This is a genomic window from Microbacterium sp. CGR1, from assembly GCF_051062835.1.
Taxonomy (GTDB): domain Bacteria; phylum Actinomycetota; class Actinomycetes; order Actinomycetales; family Microbacteriaceae; genus Microbacterium.
The window spans coordinates 489954-508972 of record NZ_JAOTPG010000002.1; the positions used below are offsets into that span (position 1 = coordinate 489954).

Consider the following 19019-nt stretch of genomic DNA (forward strand, 5'->3'; position numbering starts at 1 on the left):
CGACGGAATCACTGGTTGAGGACGACGTCCATCTCGGAGAAGAACTGCTCCACGGCCTCGTCGACCGTCGTCGTGCCGAAGTTCAGCTCGGTGCCCAGCACCCGGAACTTCTCCTCGAGGGTGCCGTAGCCGACGATCGGCACGGGCGGAGCGTCGCCGAGGCGGTCGGAGATGGACTCCTCGTAGTCCTTGACGAGCTGGCTCATCGGGTCGAGTTCGGCCGCCTCGAGAGCGGTCTCGGATGCGGGGAGGCCACGGTTCGTGCCGAAGATCTCACCGGACTCGGGCGAGTTCACCAGGAAGTTGACGAGCGTCGCCGCTGCCTCAGGGTGCTCGGTCTTGGCCGAGATCGTGTGCAGCATCGACGGCTTCAGGTAGAGGTCCTTCGCGCCGTCCTTGGTGACGGGAGGAGCGACGAGGCCGAGCTCGGTGTAGCTCTCGCCGAGGTTGGCGAGGTAGCCGGCGCCGAAGTTGTCCCACGTCAGCTCGCTGGCGTTCTTGGCCGCATCGAAGGCGCTCAGCGGGTTGAGCTCCTCGACGGTCTGCTGAGGCACGACGGCGCCGTCGCGGATGTCGTCTCCGGACTCCCAGAACTCCTTCAGACGGTCCTCGTCGAAGCCGGGGGTGCCGTCCTCGTCGAACAGGTTCTTGCCCTCGCTGCGCAGCTGGATCTCGAAGTTCTGGATGCGGCCGGTCCAGTCGGACCCGCCCCAGAATGCGCCGCCGCTGGCATCGGTGACCTCGCCGATCCACTCGTCGTAGTCGTCCCAGTCACCGCCGGCGAACTCCTCGACGCCTGCGGTCTCGAGGAGCGCCGGGTTCGTGAACATGCCCCACGCGTTGGTGGAGGTCGCGATGCCGTAGGTGGTGTCGTCGACGACGCCGATGCCGAGGATGTTCTCGGGCAGCGGATCGGTCTCGATGACGGATCCGAGGTAGGGCTCGAGGTCGAGCAGCAGGCCGTTCTCGGAGTACTGACGCAGGTACGAGTAGTCGAACTGCATGACGTCGGGGAGTCCGCCGCCGGCGGCCTCGGTCTGACGCTTCTCCCAGAACTCCGGGAACCCGAGGAACGTCGCGTTCACCGTGATGTTCGGGTACTGCTCGTTGAACGCCTCGATCGCCTGGTTGTACAGGTCGGCGCGGACATCGTTGCCCCAGAACGCGAGGTCGAGCGTGACCTTCTCGTCGGGATCGTAGGTGGCCCCGCCCTCGGGGGTGCCGCCGCCGGCGCAGCCGGCGAGTACCAGCGCTGCGCTGGTGGCGACGGCCGCTGCGGCCGCCAGACGCTTCTTGCTGAACATCGTTGTCCTCTCTGGTGAACGTCCTCGTTCGGCTGAGCCGCGGAACGCCTGTGTCCATGTGGTGCGGGATGCGATCTCCGAAGTGCGGGGGAAAACGCTTACCTGCACGCTAATCGAGATTGAAACGTTTCGCAACCGGCAAAATCCGCGACTGGATTACATCGATTACCGCGGGATGTCCCAGTCTTTCACGACCAGGTTCCCGGCCTCGACCTCGAGACCCAACCGATATACCGCAGCTCGCCTCTGCTCGCCCGTCGCGGTGTGCGCCGGGCCCGACTCCGCGGAGGCGAAGAAGTAGAACCACAGCTCGTCGCCGTGGCGCACATGGGCGCCGTGATTGCCGTGGCCTCCCCCGGGAGCATCGGCGAGGATGACGGCGTCCTCGCCGCCCTGTCTGGTCCACCGGATGCCGTCGTCCGAGCGGTACACACCCATCCCCCGCCACTCGTCGACGATCATCCACCAGAACCCGCCGAGGTCGAACACCGTCGGCCCCTCGTGCGGGCGTCCGCCTATCGCGACGCCGTCCAGCCGCCATTCGCCGAGGTCTGGCGATGAGGCGACCATGGTCACCGAGTCCGCCGCCTCGTCCTTGTACCAGATCCGCCAGAGGCCGTCGGGGGTGCGGGCGACGGCCGCATCGATGACGCGGTCGCTGCTCAGCGCGAGCGGGCCGCGCCTGACCCAGCGCCGGAGGTCGTCCGACGCGTACTCCACGATCTCGCGCACGAATCCGGGCCAACGGTCGGGGATGCCGTCGATCTCGGTGAGATACATGCGCCACTGCGCGCCGTCCCAGATGACCTCGGGCGCCCAGTGCGTGCGGTCGACGTCGGCGGGCGGCGGCCCCGGCTCCAGGACCAGATCGGATGCCGCGGGCTCCAGCGTCCCGTCGTACGTCCACTCGATCCCGTCGTTCGAGGTGGCGACTCCGATGCGACTGCCGTGGATCCACGAGACGCCGGGACCTGCATCCTCGAGACTCGCCCGGCGCTGCGTGTAGAACATCCACCACCGCCCGTCCGCATCGATCACGACCCGCGGATCCGTGGCACCGTCGTAGACGGAGTCGCGGTAGAGCGCGATCATCGGCGGAGGTCGGTCACCGGGCTCGCGAAACCGGCGCGATGCGTGGGATGCGAGGCCAACAGCTCGGGTGTGACGACCGCACCGTCGGAGGCCGCCGACGCGTAGATCCCCGCGACGATCTCGAGCGAGCGTGCGGGAGCATCCGCGGTCGCGGGCAGGGGTCCGCCGTCGAGCAGAGCGTCGAACACGTCACGCAGCAGGGGCTCGTGGTCGCTGCGCTCCTCGGCATCCGGGAACGCCCACCCTTCTGCGTCGCTTTCGAAGCCGGGCGCCGGGGTGATCCGCCAGTTCTCGTGCCCGTGTCCGTAGACGTGGTCGACCGTGATCGTGGCCTTCTGCGTGTCGATGCGGATCGAGCTCGCCTCTCGGGGCGATACGGCACTCGTGATGAGCTGAGCGACGACTCCCTGCTCGAAGACGATCGTCGCAGTCGACACGTCTTCGGTCTCGGTCTCGCGATCGAGCCTCCAGAGTCGCCCCTGCACCGACGCCCAGTCCCCCAGCAGGTGGGCGAGCAGGTCGATCTGATGGATGCCGTGGCCGAGCGTCGTGCCACCGCCCTCTGTCTCCCACTTGCCCCGCCACGGGACGGCGAAGTAGTCGGCGCCGCGGAACCACAGCGTCTGGCACACCGCGACCAGCGGACGGCCGAGCGCGCCGCTCTGCAGCAGCCCCCGGACGTGTGCGGCAGCCGTGCCGGTGCGTTGCTGGAACACGACCGCCAGCTGCCTGTCAGCCGCGAGCGCACCCGCGCGCATGTCGTCGAGCTCGTCGAGCGACGGTGCCGGCGGCTTCTCGACGATCACATGGGCACCCGCGGCGAAGGCCGCCAGCGACTGCGCCCGGTGCGGTCCCGGTGGCGTGCAGATCAGCACCACGTCTGGATGCTCGGCGGCGAGCATCTCGTCGAGGTCGCCGTAGGCGGCGGCGATGTCGTATCGACCGGCGAACTCCTCGGCCTTCTCGAGGCTGAGGTCTGCGACGGCGACGAGTTCTGCGCGCGGATACGCGGCGACGGCGCGGGCGTGGGAGTTCGCCACTGCTCCGGTGCCCACCAGGGCAGCGCGAAGGGTCTTCTCGAAAGTCATCGGTCCTCCTCAGGACGGTGAATCGGTGTCGTCTCGGAGCGCGTCATCGCATGCCGTTCTGGACCAGGTGCAGCCGAGCGTATCGCCCGTCGGCGGCGAGCAGCTCATCGTGCGAGCCCTGCTCGACGATGCGGCCGTGCTCGAGCACGACGATGCGATCGGCCTGGCGGATGGTCGACAGCCGGTGCGCGACGACCAACGTCGTGCGGCCGCGCATGAGTCGTTCGAGAGCCTCTTTCACGAGGCCCTCGGATTCGGGGTCGAGCGCGCTCGTCGCCTCATCGAGCAGCAGGATCCTGGGGTCTCGCACGAGCGCGCGGGCGATCGCCAGGCGCTGACGCTGACCGCCGGACAGCCGCGCGCCTCGCTCGCCGACGACCGTGTCCCACCCGTGGGGCTGCTCGCTGACGAACTCCCACGCGTTGGCATCCCGCAGCGCCTGCTCGACGCGTTCGGGCGTGACGTCGGGCATGCCGTAGGCGATGTTGTCGAACACCGAGCCTTCGAACAGCACCGACTCCTGCGGCACCACCGAGATCGACCGGCGCACCGTCCGCAGGTCGAGCTCCTGCATGTCCTGCCTGTCGAGCATGATCCGCCCGCTCGTCGGTCGGACGAAGCCGAGCACCAGGTTGAGGAGCGTGGACTTGCCCGACCCCGACGAGCCCACGAACGCGACGGTCTCGCCAGGCGCGATGCGCAGGTCGATCTCGAACAGCGCGTCATCCTCGGCATCCGCATATCGATGGGTCGCCGATTCGAGCACGATCTCGCCGGTGACAGTCGAGACCGTGCGCTTGCCGGAGTTCTGCTCGACGTCGGGCTCCTGCAGCACCTCGGCGATCGAACGGACGGACTCGAGGCCTCGCGCACCGACGGGGATGAGCATCAGCAGCTGCGTGAGCCCACCGGTCAGCAGCGTGAAGTAGCTCGAGAGCATCACGACCTCACCGGGGGTGATCGGGAGGAATCCCGTGAGCGCACACACGGCGGCGAGCATGAGGCAGGCGACGCCGAGCAGCTGCATGGCCACCCACGAGATCGACGCGACGCGTCCGTTCAGCAGATCGAGGTCGAGTCCCGCGCGACGCACGCCGTCGGCGCCGCCGGCGACCCGGGTGATCGCCGTCTCCTCGAGCCCGTGCGCGCGGGTCACGGGGATCAGCGATGCCATCTCGCCCACCCGCGCCGACAGGGTCTCGATCTCGCGACGGAAGACCTCGTTACGGCGCTGCGAACGGTTGCGCATGCCATAGCGGATGCCGATGGCGATGGGCACCGCGAGGGCGTAGACGGGCAGGAACTGCGGCACGGTGACGGCCGTCATGGCGAGCGCACCGAGCATCACCATCGTCGACGAGAGCAGCGGATGCGTGACCTGCTGCAGCATGAGCTCGACGTTCTCGACGTCGCGCACGACCTTGGTCTGCACGATCGACGAGCTCATGCGCGTGTGGTACCCGATCGAGAGGCTCTGCAGTCGGGCGGTGAGCGCATTGCGCAGGTCGGCGCCGAGGTCGCGCACCACGGTCATGAAGTTGCGCGTGTAGATGATGTGGTTCGGATAGTTCTGGAGCAGGAGGACGGCGGCGAGCGCGAACCACCAGAGCACTTCGGTGACGTCGCCCTTGCTCGCGACGACGTCGATGATCGCGGCGGTGATCACCGGCAGGAACCAGAGCGGGATCTCCTTCACCGCGAACGCGGTGATCGCGAAGGTGAGTCGCCACGGGCGGCGCGCGACCAGACGCAACACAGAACGGGTCGGGTGCTGACCGTCGATGAGCGCGGCCGGATGGGAAAGCGCTTTCTGTGTCATGGTCCTATCGTAGAGTCACCATCGTCGCCAGGGAAGCGCGACGACCTGATCCGGCCGGGAGCACACTCATGACCTTCGACGCAGCGTTCGACTGGGCCCGTCGCCACGTGCACGCAGAGAGGCTGCCCACTGCCGTCGTCGGTATCGCGACGGCCGACGGCATCGTCGGCCTCGACGGCTTCGGCGCTGCCACGGACGCCGTCTACCCGCTGTTCTCGATCACGAAGGTCCTCACGGGGATCACGGCGGCGAGGGCGATCGAGCGCGGCAGGCTCACCCCGAACACTCCGTTGACCGACGCGCTTCCCGACTTCGGGTCGTCGCGCGATGACATCGTGCGCCTGTGGCATCTCGCCTCGCACACGTCGGGGATCTCCGAGCCGGCACTCGACACGGCGCTGCCGCTGCGCCACGAACTGCTCACCCGCGGGCGGGACTTCGCGGCGGGGAGCGCTTCGCGCTATTCGACACTGGCCTTCGAGGGCATCGCGGCGCTGATCGAGCATGCGACGGACACGACGTGGGATGTCGGCACTCTCGAGTGGGCCGCGGGGATCGGCGCGATCGGCCTGACCCTCGACACCGCGCAGTCGGTCGGAGTGCCGGATGCCGCGTCGGGAGGACTCGACCTCGACCGGTTCCACGCGACGCGGGCACCGGGTGCGGGCCTGCTGGGCAGAGCCGAGGACCTGCTGCACCTCGGCGCCGAGCTGCTGCGCATCGATCAGGGCGGCCGCGACGGCATCCTCTCTCCGGCCGGTCTCGCCATGATGCGGCGTCCGCTCACGGGCGACATCCCCCGCCTCGACCCGTACCCCGACGAGCGCGGTCAGGACTGGGGCTTCACGTTCAATCTGCGGTCTCGGGCACCCGGGCTCGTCGACCGCGACGTCTTCGGCCACGGCGGCTGGGCCGGCACCGAGTTCTGGGTGCACCCCGGCGCGGGAGTGGCCTGGGTGCTGCTCACCAACGCCGCGGTCCGCCCCGGCGTCGACGCCGACGAGCTCGACAACGCGGTGGTCAGCGCGCTCTAGCGCCGCCTGATCGATCGCCTGGAGGCACCTGCACGAGTCGACAGGCCACCCTCGCACGCCATCCTGAAACGTCTCAAGAAAGTTCTTGCCACCGCGTCCGGCCGCGTGCAAAGATCGTGCCAACCCTCGGGAATACGTTTTCCAGGGCATTCGGATCCATCAATCGGCCGAGACGCAGTGGTCTCTTCGCCTCGGCTCCCCCTTTTGATATCCGCACCGACGCGGGTCTCTCAGTCGTACCCCTTAGCCAGTGATGTCCAAGGAGGAACCGTGGAGCATTCCACCCGTTCTGCACGAAAGTCCCGTCCGTTCCCGCGCCTGCGCGCAGGGATCGCCGCCGCCACGATCGCCGCCGTGATCGGAGCGACCATGACCGCCGTCCCTGCGGCGGCCGCACTCGAACCGGCCGCCGACGGCGCCTGGCGATTCGACTTCGGCACGGCCACGAGCCCGGTCGCCGAGGGATACGAGCCGGTGCTCACGACCTCGCTCTACACGGCCGCGTCCGGGTGGGGGGTGACGGTTCCCGACGGTGTCGCGCTGTTCGCCCGCGACCGCACCGGCAACCGCACGCCGGCAGACCCGGTGGCCGAGGACTTCGTCGCGGGGACCTCGTGGGGCTTCCTGCTCGACAGCGTGCCCGCCGGCGAGTACGACGTGACCGTGACGATCGGCGATGCCCTCACGACCGCGTCGAGCACCAACGCCACGCTCACGCTCGAGGGGGTCGCGCAGACGCGACTGCTCTCTCCCAAGGGCGGCTCCACCACCGAGACGTTCCGCACGAAGGTGGAGGACGGACAGCTGACCGTGGGCTTCACCGGAAGCGGTCTCGGGGCCTACGTCAACGGACTCGTCGTCGCCCCGGTGCTCCCGGCCGCCCCGGCCGAGCTCGCGGTCGCCAAGGTCGCGTGGAACACGGTCGATCTCTCCTGGGCCGCCGCGGACGACGCCACGGCGTACCGCGTGCTCCGAGCCGACGTCGACGGCGACACGGTCGGCGAGTTCACTCGGATCGCTGAGATCGAGACCACGACCTTCTCCGACACCGAGGTCGCCGAGGGGGACTCGTTCGCCTACGCGCTCGAGGCCGTCAACTCCTACGGGCTCGTGTCTGCCCGCACCGCCGAGGTGCGCAGCGGCGCGATCCCGGCCCTCGCGGTGCCGGCGGTGCCTGAAGGACTCGCCGTCGCGCAGGTGACGAAGGATGCCGTCGCGCTGACCTGGACCGCGACGCCGAACGCCGACGAGTACGTCATCGAGCGTGCGGGGCCCGACGGACTCTTCTCCCCCGTCGCCACGGTGTCCGCACCCTCCTTCGCCGACACGGTCGACACCGCCGAGAAGTGGTCGTACCGGGTGACGGCGCGCAACGCGGCTGGCGCCTCCGAGGCCTCCGTCGCCGTCGACTCCGCGGCCTACGCGGCACCCGCTCCCCTGCCCGCCGGCGACCGGATCGTCTTCGACTTCGGCCCCGGTGCCCTCGCCGACGGCGCCGTCGGCGTCACCTCGGCAGTCGGATTCTCCGACGAATGGGGGTACGGCTTCAGCACCGCTCCGACCTCCGCAGAACCTGATGTCGATCGCGGTGGCGACGACCCGCTGCGCGGAGACCACGTCGCAGCCCAGGGTGGCACCTTCGAGGTGCAGCTGGGCGCAGGCGACTACATCGTCAGCGTCATCGCGGGCGACCGCAGCGCTGCGAGCGAGATCGCGATCACAGCTGAGGGCATCGCCAAGGTGCAGACGACCGCGAAGCCCGCCGGGGAGTACCTCGAGATGGCCTTCCCGATCGCCCTCGTCGACGGGCGTCTGACCCTGCAGGTCGCGGGCTCCGCGGCGGCGCTCGACGCGCTCACCATCACGCGCCAGACGAGCCGCGCACCCGGAGCCCTGCCGACGGTGTACCTCGCCGGCGACTCGACCGTGCAGACCTATACAGACACGTTCGCACCGCAGGCGGGATGGGGACAGATGATCGACCGCTTCTTCGCGGACGACGTCGCGTTCGCGAACCACGCGATCGGCGGACGATCCTCGAAGAACTTCATCACGCAGGGCCGCCTTGACGAGATCCTCCGCGGAATCCGCCCCGGCGACTACCTGTTCGTGCAGTTCGGACACAACGACGCGACCCAGGGCGTCGACGATCGCTACGCGTCTCCCGCCGACTACAAGGAGTATCTGCGCAGCTACGTGCAGGGAGCCCGTCAGCGCGGAGCCACCCCCGTGCTCGTGACCCCCGTCTCCCGCCGCAGCTTCGACGCCGCGACGGGTGCTGCCAACGTGAGCTTCCCCGAGTACGTGGCGAAGATGATCGAGCTCGCGCAGGAGGAGGGCGTCGCGCTCGTCGACCTGTCGGCCTCGAGCCGCGCCTACCTCGACGAGATCGGCCCCGAGGCCGCGAAGTCGGTGTTCCTCTGGGTCGATCCGGGCATCTTCCCCGGACGCCCGTCGGGCACCCAGGACGACACGCACTTCCAGGACTACGGCGCGATCCAGATGGCGCGCCTGATCGCCCAGGACGTCGCAGCCCTCGACGACCCCCTCTCCGCGAAGGTCGTCGATGTCGAGCCACCCGCCGCGGTACCGGCTGCACCTGCGAATCTCGTGGCCGGCTCGATCTCCAACGCCGGCGCCGTGCTGCAGTGGGGCGCATCCTCGGGTGCCGATATCTACCGCATCGAACGCCAGGCCACCGCCGACCCCGAGCAGATCTGGTCCCTCGTGACCACGACGACGCAGACGAGCGCCATCGTGCAGGGCCTCGCCGAGGGTGCGGGGTACCGCTACCGCGTGTACGCGGTGAACGGCCGCGGTGTCTCCGACGCGTCGAACACGGTGAGCTTCTCGACCAAGCAGGCGAAGTGGAAGTTCGACTTCCAGCTCACCGGCGGGGTCGTGATGCCCGGATACACCGAGGTGAACCCCGATGACGGGTACACGGAAGACACCGGATTCGGCTTCGCGACGCCCTTGGCCGCGAACGCCGGGCGCGACCGCGGGACCGCGGGCGGTGCGAGCGACCTCGAGCGCGACTTCGTCCTCCCCGGCGACTCGAGCGAGTTCCTGCTGGACGTGCCGAACGGCACGTACTCGGTCAAGACCTACTCGGGCGACTGGATCGGCTCCACCCGGACCAACTTCGACATCGAGGGCAAGGCGCTCGGATCGGGCAACGCCGGTTCCGGTGCGGTGAACGCGTCGGTCCGCGGGCCTGTGCTCGTCACCGACGGTCAGCTCACCGTGCGGGTGCACGGTGCTGCCGCGGGAACACGCCTGAACGGCATCGAGGTGACGCCGATCCTGCTGGGCCCGGCCGGCCTCGAGGTGACCGACGTGAACGCGGATCCTGCCGCACCGACCGTCTCCCTCGCCTGGACGCCCGAACCGGGGATGAGCTGGAAGGTGTACCGCACCTCGGCATTCGAGAAGTCCGCGACCCTGGTCGGCGAGACCACGACGGCGTCGTTCGTCGACACCGGCGCCCGCCTGGGTCTCGACTACGTGTACTCCGTGACCGCTGTCGACCAGACCGGACTCGAGTCGGTGCCCTCGGCATCCGTCGACGTGTCGCTGGTGGACCCGGCGGTCGCTGCGCCGTCGGCCCCCACCGCACTCGCGGTCGACCGTCTCGAGAAGCGCGAGGTCGAGATCTCGTGGGCGCAGCCGAGCACCGCCGTCTACTCGATGGTCTTCCGTTCCGAGATCGAGGGGGAGCGCGGCGAACTCGCCGGCTTCGCCACCGCGAACCGGTTCGTCGACACCGCCGTGCTCACGACGATCCCGTACCACTACACCGCTGTCGCGGTGAATGCCGGTGGCGCGGGGCCCGACTCCGCGCAGCTGAGCACGGAGGCGGCCACGGTGCTGCAGCGGCAGGCCGAGTATCTCGATCGCGCGCCCGCAGCAGTGTCGACGGACGACGGTGTGCTGGTCAGCTGGCGCATGCTCGGCACCGACCCGGATGCGATCGCCTTCCACGTCTACCGTGACGGCACGCGCATCACGGACGAGCCGATCACCGACTCGACCAATCTCCTCGACGCCGAGGGCGCGGACGATGCGACGTACTTCGTCACGAGCGTGGTCGACGATCGCGAGGTCACGGTGACGGACGAGTTCGGAGTGCAGGACGGCGACCACCTCTCGATCCCTCTCGACAAGCCTGCCGACGCGTACACGAAGGACGGGCAGCCGTATTCGTACCGCGCCAACGATGCGAGCGTCGGAGATCTCGACGGCGACGGGCAGTACGAGATCCTCGTCAAGTGGGACCCCTCGAACTCGAAGGACAACTCGCAGTCGGGTTACACCGGCAACGTGTACCTCGACGCCTACCGTCTCGACGGCACGCGCCTGTGGCGCATCGACCTGGGGGTGAACATCCGGGCGGGAGCGCACTACACGCAGTTCCAGGTGTTCGACTACGACGGCGACGGCCGCGCCGAGGTGGTCATGAAGACCGCCGACGGCACGATCGACGGCGTGGGGCAGCCCATCGGCAACGCCAGCGCCGACCACCGCAACAGCACGGGCTACGTGCTCACCGGGCCCGAGTACCTCAGCGTCTTCCACGGACTGACGGGGGCTGCGGTCGACACCGTGGACTACGTGCCGGCCCGAGGCGACGTCGGCTCGTGGGGCGACACCTACGGCAACCGGGTCGACCGGTTCCTGGCGGCGACCGCCTACCTCGACGGCGAGCACCCCAGTGCGATCTTCAGTCGCGGGTACTACACCCGGGCCGTCATGGCGGCGTACGACTTCGACGGCACGACGCTCACTCAGCGCTGGGTGCTCGACTCGAACGACCCGGGCAACGAGGGCTTCTACGGGATGGGCAACCACAACCTGTCGGTCGCCGACGTCGACGGCGATCAGAAGGACGAGATCGTCTACGGATCGGCCACGGTCGACGACGACGGCACACTCCTGTACTCGACCGGCCTCGGCCACGGCGACGCGATCCACGTCTCGGACCTCGTGCCCTCGAACCCCGGCCTCGAGGTGTTCGCCGCCCACGAGGAGATGAACGCCTCGGGCAACGTCGGTGCGACGATGCGCGACGCGCGTACGGGCGAGGTCCTGTGGTCCATCCCCGCGGCCAAGGACACCGGTCGTGCCGCCTCCGCCGACATCGACCCCCGGCATGAGGGCGCCGAAGGATGGGCCATCGGCGGTGACGCCGCGTGGAACTCCCCTGTCGGTCAGCTCAGGTCGTCCACGGGCGAGCTCATCGGCGAGCGCATCCCCGCCGCGAACTTCCTCGCGTGGTTCGACGGCGACCCGCTGCGGGAGATCGTCGACCACGACTGGAACGCCGAGACGTCCACCGGCGTACCGACCGTGTCGAAATGGAACTGGGAGACCGAGTCCGGCAAGACGATCCTGAAGGCGGAGGGTGCACTCTCGAACAACAGCACCAAGGGCACGTCGAACCTGCAGGCGGACCTCTTCGGCGACTGGCGCGAGGAGATCGCCTGGCGCTCCGACGACTCGACGGAGCTGCGGATCTACTCCACCACCGACGAGACCGATCTGCGCCTGCGGACCCTGATGCACGACCCCGTGTACCGCCTCTCGGTCGCGTGGCAGAACACCGGGTACAACCAGCCGCCGCAGACGAGCTTCTTCCTCGGAGACGGCATGGAGCAGCCGCCTGCTCCGCGCATCGCGGTCACCGGCGACCCGTCGGGGGCAGTCGACCAGACGGCTCCCGTCATCTCTGGGTTGCCTGCGGACGGCACTCTGCTGCCGAGCACGTCGACCTTCACGGTGGACGTGACGGCTGCCGATCCCGAGTCGGGGGTTCGGACCCTCGACATCGCGTTCGACGGAGAGCCTGTGGCACAGGGCCAGACCATCGATCTGGCCGATCTGGTCGGCACCCACACGGTCACGGTCAACGCCGTCAACCACGACGGCCTGGTCACCCGTGCCGAGACTCAGATCCTGGTCTACGACGATGAACGCCCTGCGGCGAAGCCCGCCCGAGGCACGCTGTCGACGGACTCAGGCTGGGACACCGGCCTGCATGACGGCGAGTTCACCGTGTCGATGAACCTCTGGCACGGCGTGAACGGGTCGGTGTTCCGGCTCTACGAGAACGGGACGCTCATCGCGACGAAGCTGCTCGACGCCGATTCGCCGAAGGCGCAGGTCACGACGGTCGCAGTGAGCGGCCGCACCGACGGCACCTACGTCTACACGGGCGAGCTGATCAACGCGAAGGGCACGACGGCGACGACATCCGTGACCGTGAAGGTGAAGGATGCAGCCCCCGGGGTCCCCGTGGTCAGCCACGACAATTGGGATCGCGACGGCAGCTACACGGTGACCACCGATCTCTGGTGGGGCACGAACGGCACCGAGTACCGGCTCTACGAGAACGGGATTCTCGTCGACACCCAGGCCCTGGTGGCAGCCTCACCTTCGGCGCAGCGCGCGCAGACGGCGATCACCGGTCGCGCACCCGGCACCTATGCCTATGTCGCCGAGTTCTCGAACGCCGCGGGCACCACGTCGTCGAGGAGCGTGACCGTGACGGTGCGGTGATCGGCGGATCCATCCGAGGCATGGCCGGTCGCTTGACAGAGCGATCGGCCATGCTAGTGTTGAGACGTTGAATGAAACGATTCAAAACCTCGATGAAGAGAGAACACCCATGACCCGCGTCGCGTTCCAGTTGCAGGTGCGTCCTGAACTGCTCGACGAATACCTCGCCCGTCACTCGCCCGTGTGGCCTGAGATGCTGGCTGAGATCGCGGCCGCCGGCCGCCGCAACTACTCGCTGTTCCTGGCCGAGGGCGGCACGCTCGTCGGCTACTACGAGACCGATGACGATGCCGCGGCGCAGGCCTACCTCGCCGCCTCCGCCGTCGCCGCGCGGTGGGAGGCCGAGATGGGCCGCTTCTTCGTCGATCTCGACGGTCGTCCCGACCAGGCGGCCACCGCACTCACCGAGGTCTTCCACCTCGAAGACCAGCTCGCCGACGCCGGCAGCTCCGCAGCATCCGACATCGACGACAACGACACCGATAACCGCAACGACACCGAAGGCAGCGCCTCATGAGCATCCTCTCGTCCGACAACCTCGCAGCTCTCGAGCAGCAGGGCATCGAGCTCCCCAGCTGGGCGTTCGGCAACTCCGGCACCCGCTTCAAGGTGTTCGGCACGCCGGGCACCCCGCGCGACCCATGGGAGAAGATCGCGGATGCCGCGCAGGTCAACACCTACACCGCGCTCGCTCCGTCGGTCGCGCTGCACATCCCGTGGGACCTCGTCGACTCGTTCTCCGATCTGCGCAAGCACGCCGAAGACCTCGGCGTGACGCTCGGCACGGTCAACTCCAACACGTTCCAGGACGACGACTACAAGTTCGGCGCACTGACCCACGAAGACCCCGCGATCCGCCAGAAGGCGATCGACCACCACCTCGCCTGCATCGACGTGATGGATGCCACAGGTAGCCGCGACCTGAAGATCTGGCTCGCAGAGGGATCGAACTACCCGGGCCAGGCCGACCTGCGCGGCCGCCAGGACCGCCTGCAGGAGTCGCTGCAGCAGATCTATGCCCGCCTCGGCGACGACCAGCGCCTCGTGCTCGAGTACAAGTTCTTCGAGCCGGCGTTCTACCACACCGATGTTCCCGATTGGGGTACGTCGTACGCCCAGGTCTCGTCCCTCGGCGACAAGGCGATGGTGTGCCTCGACACGGGTCACCACGCCCCCGGCACCAACATCGAGTTCATCGTCATGCAACTGCTGCGCCTCGGCAAGCTCGGCTCCTTCGACTTCAACTCGCGCTTCTACGCCGACGACGACCTGATCGTCGGTGCGGCCGACCCGTTCCAGCTGTTCCGCATCCTGTTCGAGGTCGTCCGCGGCGGCGGCCTCAACAACCCCGACGTGGCGTTCATGCTCGACCAGTGCCACAACGTCGAGGACAAGATCCCCGGCCAGATCCGCTCGGTGCTCAACGTGCAGGAGATGACGGCCCGCGCGCTGATCGTCGACCGCGACGCCCTGTCCGCCGCGCAGAAGTCCGGTGACGTGCTCGCTGCGAACGCCGTCTTCATGGACGCGTTCTACACCGACGTGCGCCCCGCTCTCGCCGAGTGGCGCGAGTCGCGCGGACTCGCTGCCGACCCGATGGCGGCGTACGCCGAGTCGGGCTACCAGCAGAAGATCGCCGCTGAGCGCGTCGGCGGCGTGCAGGCCGGTTGGGGCGCCTGACCCTCGCTCCGATACCCAGACCCGTCGGGATGCGGGAGCCGATCCCCGCATCCCGACGCCCCACCGACAGAAGGACGGATGCTGTGAGCGACCAGGTGCTCGACGGACCGCACGGCCCGCTGCGCGTCCGCGTGTACACGCCGGAGAACCCTGCGGGACCCGGACTCGTCTGGGTGCACGGCGGCGGATTCGCCGCGGGTGAGCTCGAGATGCCCGAGGCCGACTGGGTCGCGCGGAGCTTCGCCGAGCGCGGCATCGTCGTGGTCTCGGTCGACTACGCCCTCGCGCCGTTCCCCCGCGTCTGGGCCGCTGCCGCGGATGCACCCGAACGCCACGGCGTCCACTATCCGGTCGCCTCCGACGAGGTCGAGCACGCCTTCCGCTGGGCCGTCGACTCCGGTCTCGCAGAGGGCCCGTGGTCGATCGGCGGAGCAAGCGCGGGTGGCAACCTCGCGACCGGCGCAGCCCTGCGCCTGAGCCACGGTTCCGGTCCCGTCCCCGCTCTCGCGGTGCTCGCGTATCCGACGCTGCACGCTGTGCAGGACACACCGGATGCGGCCCTGCGCGCGGCGCTCGACGCAGATCCTGAGGCCGACACGTTCGGGCCCGAACCCGTGCGAGTCATGTACGAGAACTACCTGGGCGGGCCTGTCGACGACGCCGACCTCTACGCCGCGCCGGGCACCGCATCTGTCGATGAGCTCTCACGGTTCCCCGCCACGATCATGATCAACGACGAGGTCGACGAGCTGCGCGTCTCGGGTGAGGCCTTCGGCGCCTCACTGCGATCCGCCGGTGTCGACCTCGACATCTCGACCGAGCCGGGCACCCGCCACGGCCACCTCAACCGACCGGAACACGCGGCGGCGACAGCATCCGTCGATCGCTTCGCCGCACGCATCCTCGCCACTTCTCCCGAGAACAAGGAACAGCCATGACCAACCCCACCGCCGCCGCCCTCATCGAGCGGTCGAACCGCCTGGGCGCCGATCCCAAGAACACCAACTACGCCGGTGGCAACACGTCGGCGAAGGGCACCGAGACCGACCCCGTCACGGGGCAGCCGGTCGAGCTGATGTGGGTGAAGGGCTCGGGCGGCGACCTGGGGACGCTCACCGAGCAGGGCCTCGCGGTGCTGCGTCTGGACCGCATGCGCGCACTCGTCGACGTCTACCCTGGCCTCGACCGCGAAGACGAGATGGTCGCCGCATTCGACTACTGCCTGCACGGCAAGGGCGGTGCAGCTCCGTCGATCGACACGGCGATGCACGGCCTCGTCGACGCCGCACACGTCGACCACCTGCACCCCGACTCGGGCATCGCGATCGCGACCGCGGCGGACGGCGAAGCGCTGACCGCGAAGATCTTCGGCGACAAGGTCGTGTGGGTGCCCTGGCGCCGTCCCGGCTTCCAGCTCGGACTCGACATCGCCGCGATCAAGGCACAGAACCCGCAGGCGATCGGCACGATCCTCGGCGGCCACGGCATCACCGCCTGGGGCGACACGTCGGAGGAGGCCGAGGCCCACTCGCTGTGGATCATCGACACCGCCGCTGCCTACATCGAGGCGAACGGCAAGGCCGACCCGTTCGGCGGAGTCCGCTCGGGCTTCGAGGCACTGCCCGAGGGTGAGCGCCGCGAGCGCGCTGCCGCCCTCGCCGGCACCATCCGCGGCATCGCCTCGACCGACAAGCCGATGGTCGGTCACTTCACCGACTCCGACGTCGTCCTCGACTTCCTGGCCTCCGACCGCGCGCCCGAACTCGCGGCTCTCGGCACCAGCTGCCCCGACCACTTCCTGCGCACCAAGGTCAAGCCGCTGATCCTCGACCTGCCCGTCACGGCCTCCGCCGACGAGCAGATCGCCCGGCTGCACGAGCTGCACACCGAGTACCGCGCCGACTACCAGGCGTACTACGACGCCCACGCCACCAGCGAGTCGCCTGCGATCCGCGGCGCCGACCCGCTCATCGTGCTCGTGCCCGGCATCGGGATGTTCTCGTACGGTGCGAACAAGCAGACCGCCCGCGTCGCCGGCGAGTTCTACGTCAACGCGATCAACGTGATGCGCGGCGCCGAAGCGCTGTCGACCTACTCCCCCATCTCCGACGCTGAGAAGTTCAACATCGAGTACTGGGCGCTGGAAGAAGCGAAGTTGCAGCGCATGCCGAAGCCCAAGTCGCACCAGGGTCGTATCGCGTTCGTCACCGGTGCCGCCAGCGGCATCGGCAAGGCCATCGCCACCCGCCTCGCGGCAGAGGGCGCCTGCGTCGTCATCGCCGACCTCGACCTCGAGAAGGCCCAGGCCGCAGCGGCCGAGCTCGGGAACACCGACGTCGCGATCGGCGTCGCGGCGAACGTCGCCGATGCGGATGCGATCCAGGCCGCGCTGAACGACGCCGTGCTCGCTTTCGGTGGTGTCGATCTCGTCGTCAACAACGCGGGCCTCTCGCTGTCGAAGCCGCTGCTCGAGACCACCGAGAAGGACTGGGACCTGCAGCACGACGTCATGGCCAAGGGCTCGTTCCTCGTGTCGAAGGCCGCAGCGCGCGTTCTCATCGACCAGAAGCTCGGCGGTGACATCATCTACATCTCTTCGAAGAACTCGGTCTTCGCCGGTCCGAACAACATCGCCTACTCGGCGACGAAGGCCGACCAGGCGCACCAGGTGCGGCTGCTGGCCGTCGAGCTCGGCGAGTTCGGCATCCGCGTCAACGGCATCAACCCCGACGGCGTCGTGCGCGGTTCGGGCATCTTCGCCTCGGGCTGGGGTGCGAACCGCGCCGCGACCTACGGCGTCGCCGAAGAGGACCTCGGCCAGTTCTACGCCAACCGCACGATCCTCAAGCGCGAGGTCGTTCCCGAGAACGTGGCGGATGCCGTCTACGTGCTGACGGGCCCCGAGCTCAGCCGCACCACGGGCCTGCACATCCCGGTCGACTCCGGCGTCGCCGCGGCGTTCCTGCGATGACGGTGCGGTCCGTCGCCGCCGTCGACCTCGGGGCGACCAGCGGTCGCGTCATGATCGGTCGGATCGGCGACGGCCGGCTCGATCTCGAACTCGTCTCGCGGTTCCCGAACGGGCCCGTCGAGCGCGAGGACGGCCTGCACTGGGACTTCGGCGCGCTCTACGAGCATGTCGTCTCAGGGCTCGCCGAGGCTGTGCGCCGAGAGCCGGGCATCGAGAGCATCGGGATCGACTCGTGGGCCGTCGACTACGGCCTGCTGAAGGACGGCGCGCTTCTCGCCGAGCCGTTCCACTATCGCGACGAGCGCACCGCGCGGGGCGTCGCCGAGGTGCACGCCGAGGCGCCCTTCGCCGAGCTGTACCAGCGGAACGGACTGCAGTTCCTGCCGTTCAACACGCTGTACCAGTACCGCGTCGACGCCGGCCTCGCCGATGCCGACACCGCGCTGCTGATCCCCGACCTCATCGCGTTCCTGCTCACCGGAACAGCTGTGGCCGAGCGGACCAACGCCTCGACGACGGGCCTCTTGGGCGTCGAGACGGGCGAGTGGGACGCAGAGCTCGCCGAACGCCTCGGCATCCCGTCGAGCATCCTGCCGACGCTCGTCGACCCTGGCGAGACGATCGGCACCCTGCGACCCGAGCTCGCTGAGCGCATCGGCAAGCAGCTGCCCGTGATCGCGGTCGGCTCGCACGACACCGCATCCGCCGTCGTCGCCGCTCCCCTGTCGACGCCGCACTCGGCCTACATCTCGTGCGGCACGTGGGGTCTGGTCGGCGTCGAGCTGGCCGAGCCCGTGCTGACGGATGCTGCACGCGAGGCGAACTTCACGCACGAGCTCGGCGTCGACCGCCGTTACCGCTTCCTGCACAATGTGACGGGACTCTGGCTGCTGAGCGAGACCGTGCGCGCGTGGGAGGCGCAGGACGGATCGCCGATCGCCCTGCCCGAGCTGCTGGCTGCGGCCTCTGCCGTGACGGGTGACGTGCCACTGTTCGACGCGAACGACTCCTCGCTCAGTGCACCGGGAGACATGCCCTCACGCATCGCGGCGCTTCTCGGTTCAGAGACGCCCTCGACGCGACCCGCCCTCGCCCGGTCGATCGTCGAGTCGATCGCCGCGGCCTTCGCGGACGCGGTGCAGACGGCATCCGATCTGTCGGGGCGCGAGCTCGACAGCATCCACCTCGTCGGCGGCGGGTCGTTGAACCGCCTCCTGTGCCAGGCGACGGCCGATCGCACCGGTCTACCGGTGCTGGCCGGCCCTGTCGAAGCCACGGCCCTCGGCAATGTGCTCGTGCAGGCGCGCGCCCTCGGCGCCGCCCCGGCCTCTCTCGAGGAGCTGCGCTCCTTGGTCGCCGCCACGCACGAACCGGAGCGCTTCGACCCGCGCTGACCCGCTTCGACCCGCCACCTCCCTGCGGCGGCACACTTGGCTGCACAGATCACAGATGGATGCCGAGAACACCCTTTCT

General features: G+C 68.9%; 11 protein-coding genes. 7 read left to right on the forward strand and 4 right to left on the reverse strand.

The window, feature by feature from the left end; translation table 11 throughout:
- Positions 1–8: 8 nt before the first annotated feature.
- The 4 genes from OD997_RS17290 to OD997_RS17305 all read right to left on the reverse strand — a co-directional run bounded on the left by OD997_RS17290 (position 9) and on the right by OD997_RS17305 (position 5303).
- Positions 9–1304, reverse strand: coding sequence for an ABC transporter substrate-binding protein (locus OD997_RS17290; protein ID WP_434332791.1), 1296 nt, complete (start codon positions 1302–1304; stop codon positions 9–11).
- A gap of 165 nt (positions 1305–1469) precedes the next feature.
- Positions 1470–2396 (reverse strand): family 43 glycosylhydrolase, encoded by a 927-nt coding sequence (locus OD997_RS17295; RefSeq protein ID WP_434332792.1) that lies wholly within the window; start codon positions 2394–2396, stop codon positions 1470–1472.
- Entirely contained in the window at positions 2393–3484 is a 1092-nt protein-coding gene (locus tag OD997_RS17300) for a Gfo/Idh/MocA family protein (protein WP_434332793.1), read from the reverse strand. Before OD997_RS17300 ends, OD997_RS17295 begins: the two co-directional genes overlap by 4 nt.
- A 43-nt stretch (positions 3485–3527) precedes the next feature.
- Positions 3528–5303: an ABC transporter ATP-binding protein gene (locus OD997_RS17305; protein ID WP_434332794.1), complete on the reverse strand. Its 1776-nt coding sequence runs from the start codon at positions 5301–5303 to the stop codon at positions 3528–3530.
- A gap of 68 nt (positions 5304–5371) precedes the next feature.
- Here OD997_RS17305 and OD997_RS17310 point away from each other — a divergent pair, with 68 nt between their 5' ends.
- The 7 genes from OD997_RS17310 (at position 5372) to OD997_RS17340 (ending at position 18940) form a co-directional block, all read left to right on the forward strand.
- Positions 5372–6337, forward strand: a complete 966-nt coding sequence (locus tag OD997_RS17310; RefSeq protein ID WP_434332795.1) for a serine hydrolase domain-containing protein — start codon at positions 5372–5374, stop codon at positions 6335–6337.
- 270 nt (positions 6338–6607) lie between these two features.
- Complete coding sequence (locus tag OD997_RS17315) at positions 6608–12895, forward strand: fibronectin type III domain-containing protein (protein WP_434332796.1); 6288 nt, start codon at positions 6608–6610, stop codon at positions 12893–12895.
- A 109-nt stretch (positions 12896–13004) separates the two neighbouring features.
- Positions 13005–13412, forward strand: a complete 408-nt coding sequence (locus OD997_RS17320; RefSeq protein ID WP_434332797.1) for an L-rhamnose mutarotase — start codon at positions 13005–13007, stop codon at positions 13410–13412.
- Positions 13409–14575, forward strand: a complete 1167-nt coding sequence (gene rhaI, locus OD997_RS17325) for an L-rhamnose isomerase (protein ID WP_434332798.1) — start codon at positions 13409–13411, stop codon at positions 14573–14575. The genes OD997_RS17320 and rhaI overlap by 4 nt, the downstream gene beginning before the upstream one ends.
- A gap of 83 nt (positions 14576–14658) precedes the next feature.
- The gene (locus OD997_RS17330; protein ID WP_434332799.1) at positions 14659–15513 is read left to right on the forward strand and encodes an alpha/beta hydrolase; all 855 of its coding nucleotides are present in this window, start codon (positions 14659–14661) and stop codon (positions 15511–15513) included.
- Entirely contained in the window at positions 15510–17546 is a 2037-nt protein-coding gene (locus OD997_RS17335) for a bifunctional aldolase/short-chain dehydrogenase (RefSeq protein WP_434332800.1), read from the forward strand. The genes OD997_RS17330 and OD997_RS17335 overlap by 4 nt, the downstream gene beginning before the upstream one ends.
- Positions 17543–18940, forward strand: coding sequence for a rhamnulokinase (locus OD997_RS17340; RefSeq protein ID WP_434332801.1), 1398 nt, complete (start codon positions 17543–17545; stop codon positions 18938–18940). Before OD997_RS17335 ends, OD997_RS17340 begins: the two co-directional genes overlap by 4 nt.
- The last annotated feature ends 79 nt before the right edge of the window (positions 18941–19019 follow it).

Coding starts and splice junctions, on each gene's coding strand:
- OD997_RS17290 (WP_434332791.1), bottom strand. CDS start 1,304: ATGTTCAGCAAGAAGCGTCTGGCGGCCGCAGCGGCCGTCGCCACCAGC.
- OD997_RS17295 (WP_434332792.1), bottom strand. CDS start 2,396: ATGATCGCGCTCTACCGCGACTCCGTCTACGACGGTGCCACGGATCCG.
- OD997_RS17300 (WP_434332793.1), bottom strand. CDS start 3,484: ATGACTTTCGAGAAGACCCTTCGCGCTGCCCTGGTGGGCACCGGAGCA.
- OD997_RS17305 (WP_434332794.1), bottom strand. CDS start 5,303: ATGACACAGAAAGCGCTTTCCCATCCGGCCGCGCTCATCGACGGTCAG.
- OD997_RS17310 (WP_434332795.1), top strand. CDS start 5,372: ATGACCTTCGACGCAGCGTTCGACTGGGCCCGTCGCCACGTGCACGCA.
- OD997_RS17320 (WP_434332797.1), top strand. CDS start 13,005: ATGACCCGCGTCGCGTTCCAGTTGCAGGTGCGTCCTGAACTGCTCGAC.
- rhaI (WP_434332798.1), top strand. CDS start 13,409: ATGAGCATCCTCTCGTCCGACAACCTCGCAGCTCTCGAGCAGCAGGGC.
- OD997_RS17335 (WP_434332800.1), top strand. CDS start 15,510: ATGACCAACCCCACCGCCGCCGCCCTCATCGAGCGGTCGAACCGCCTG.
- OD997_RS17340 (WP_434332801.1), top strand. CDS start 17,543: ATGACGGTGCGGTCCGTCGCCGCCGTCGACCTCGGGGCGACCAGCGGT.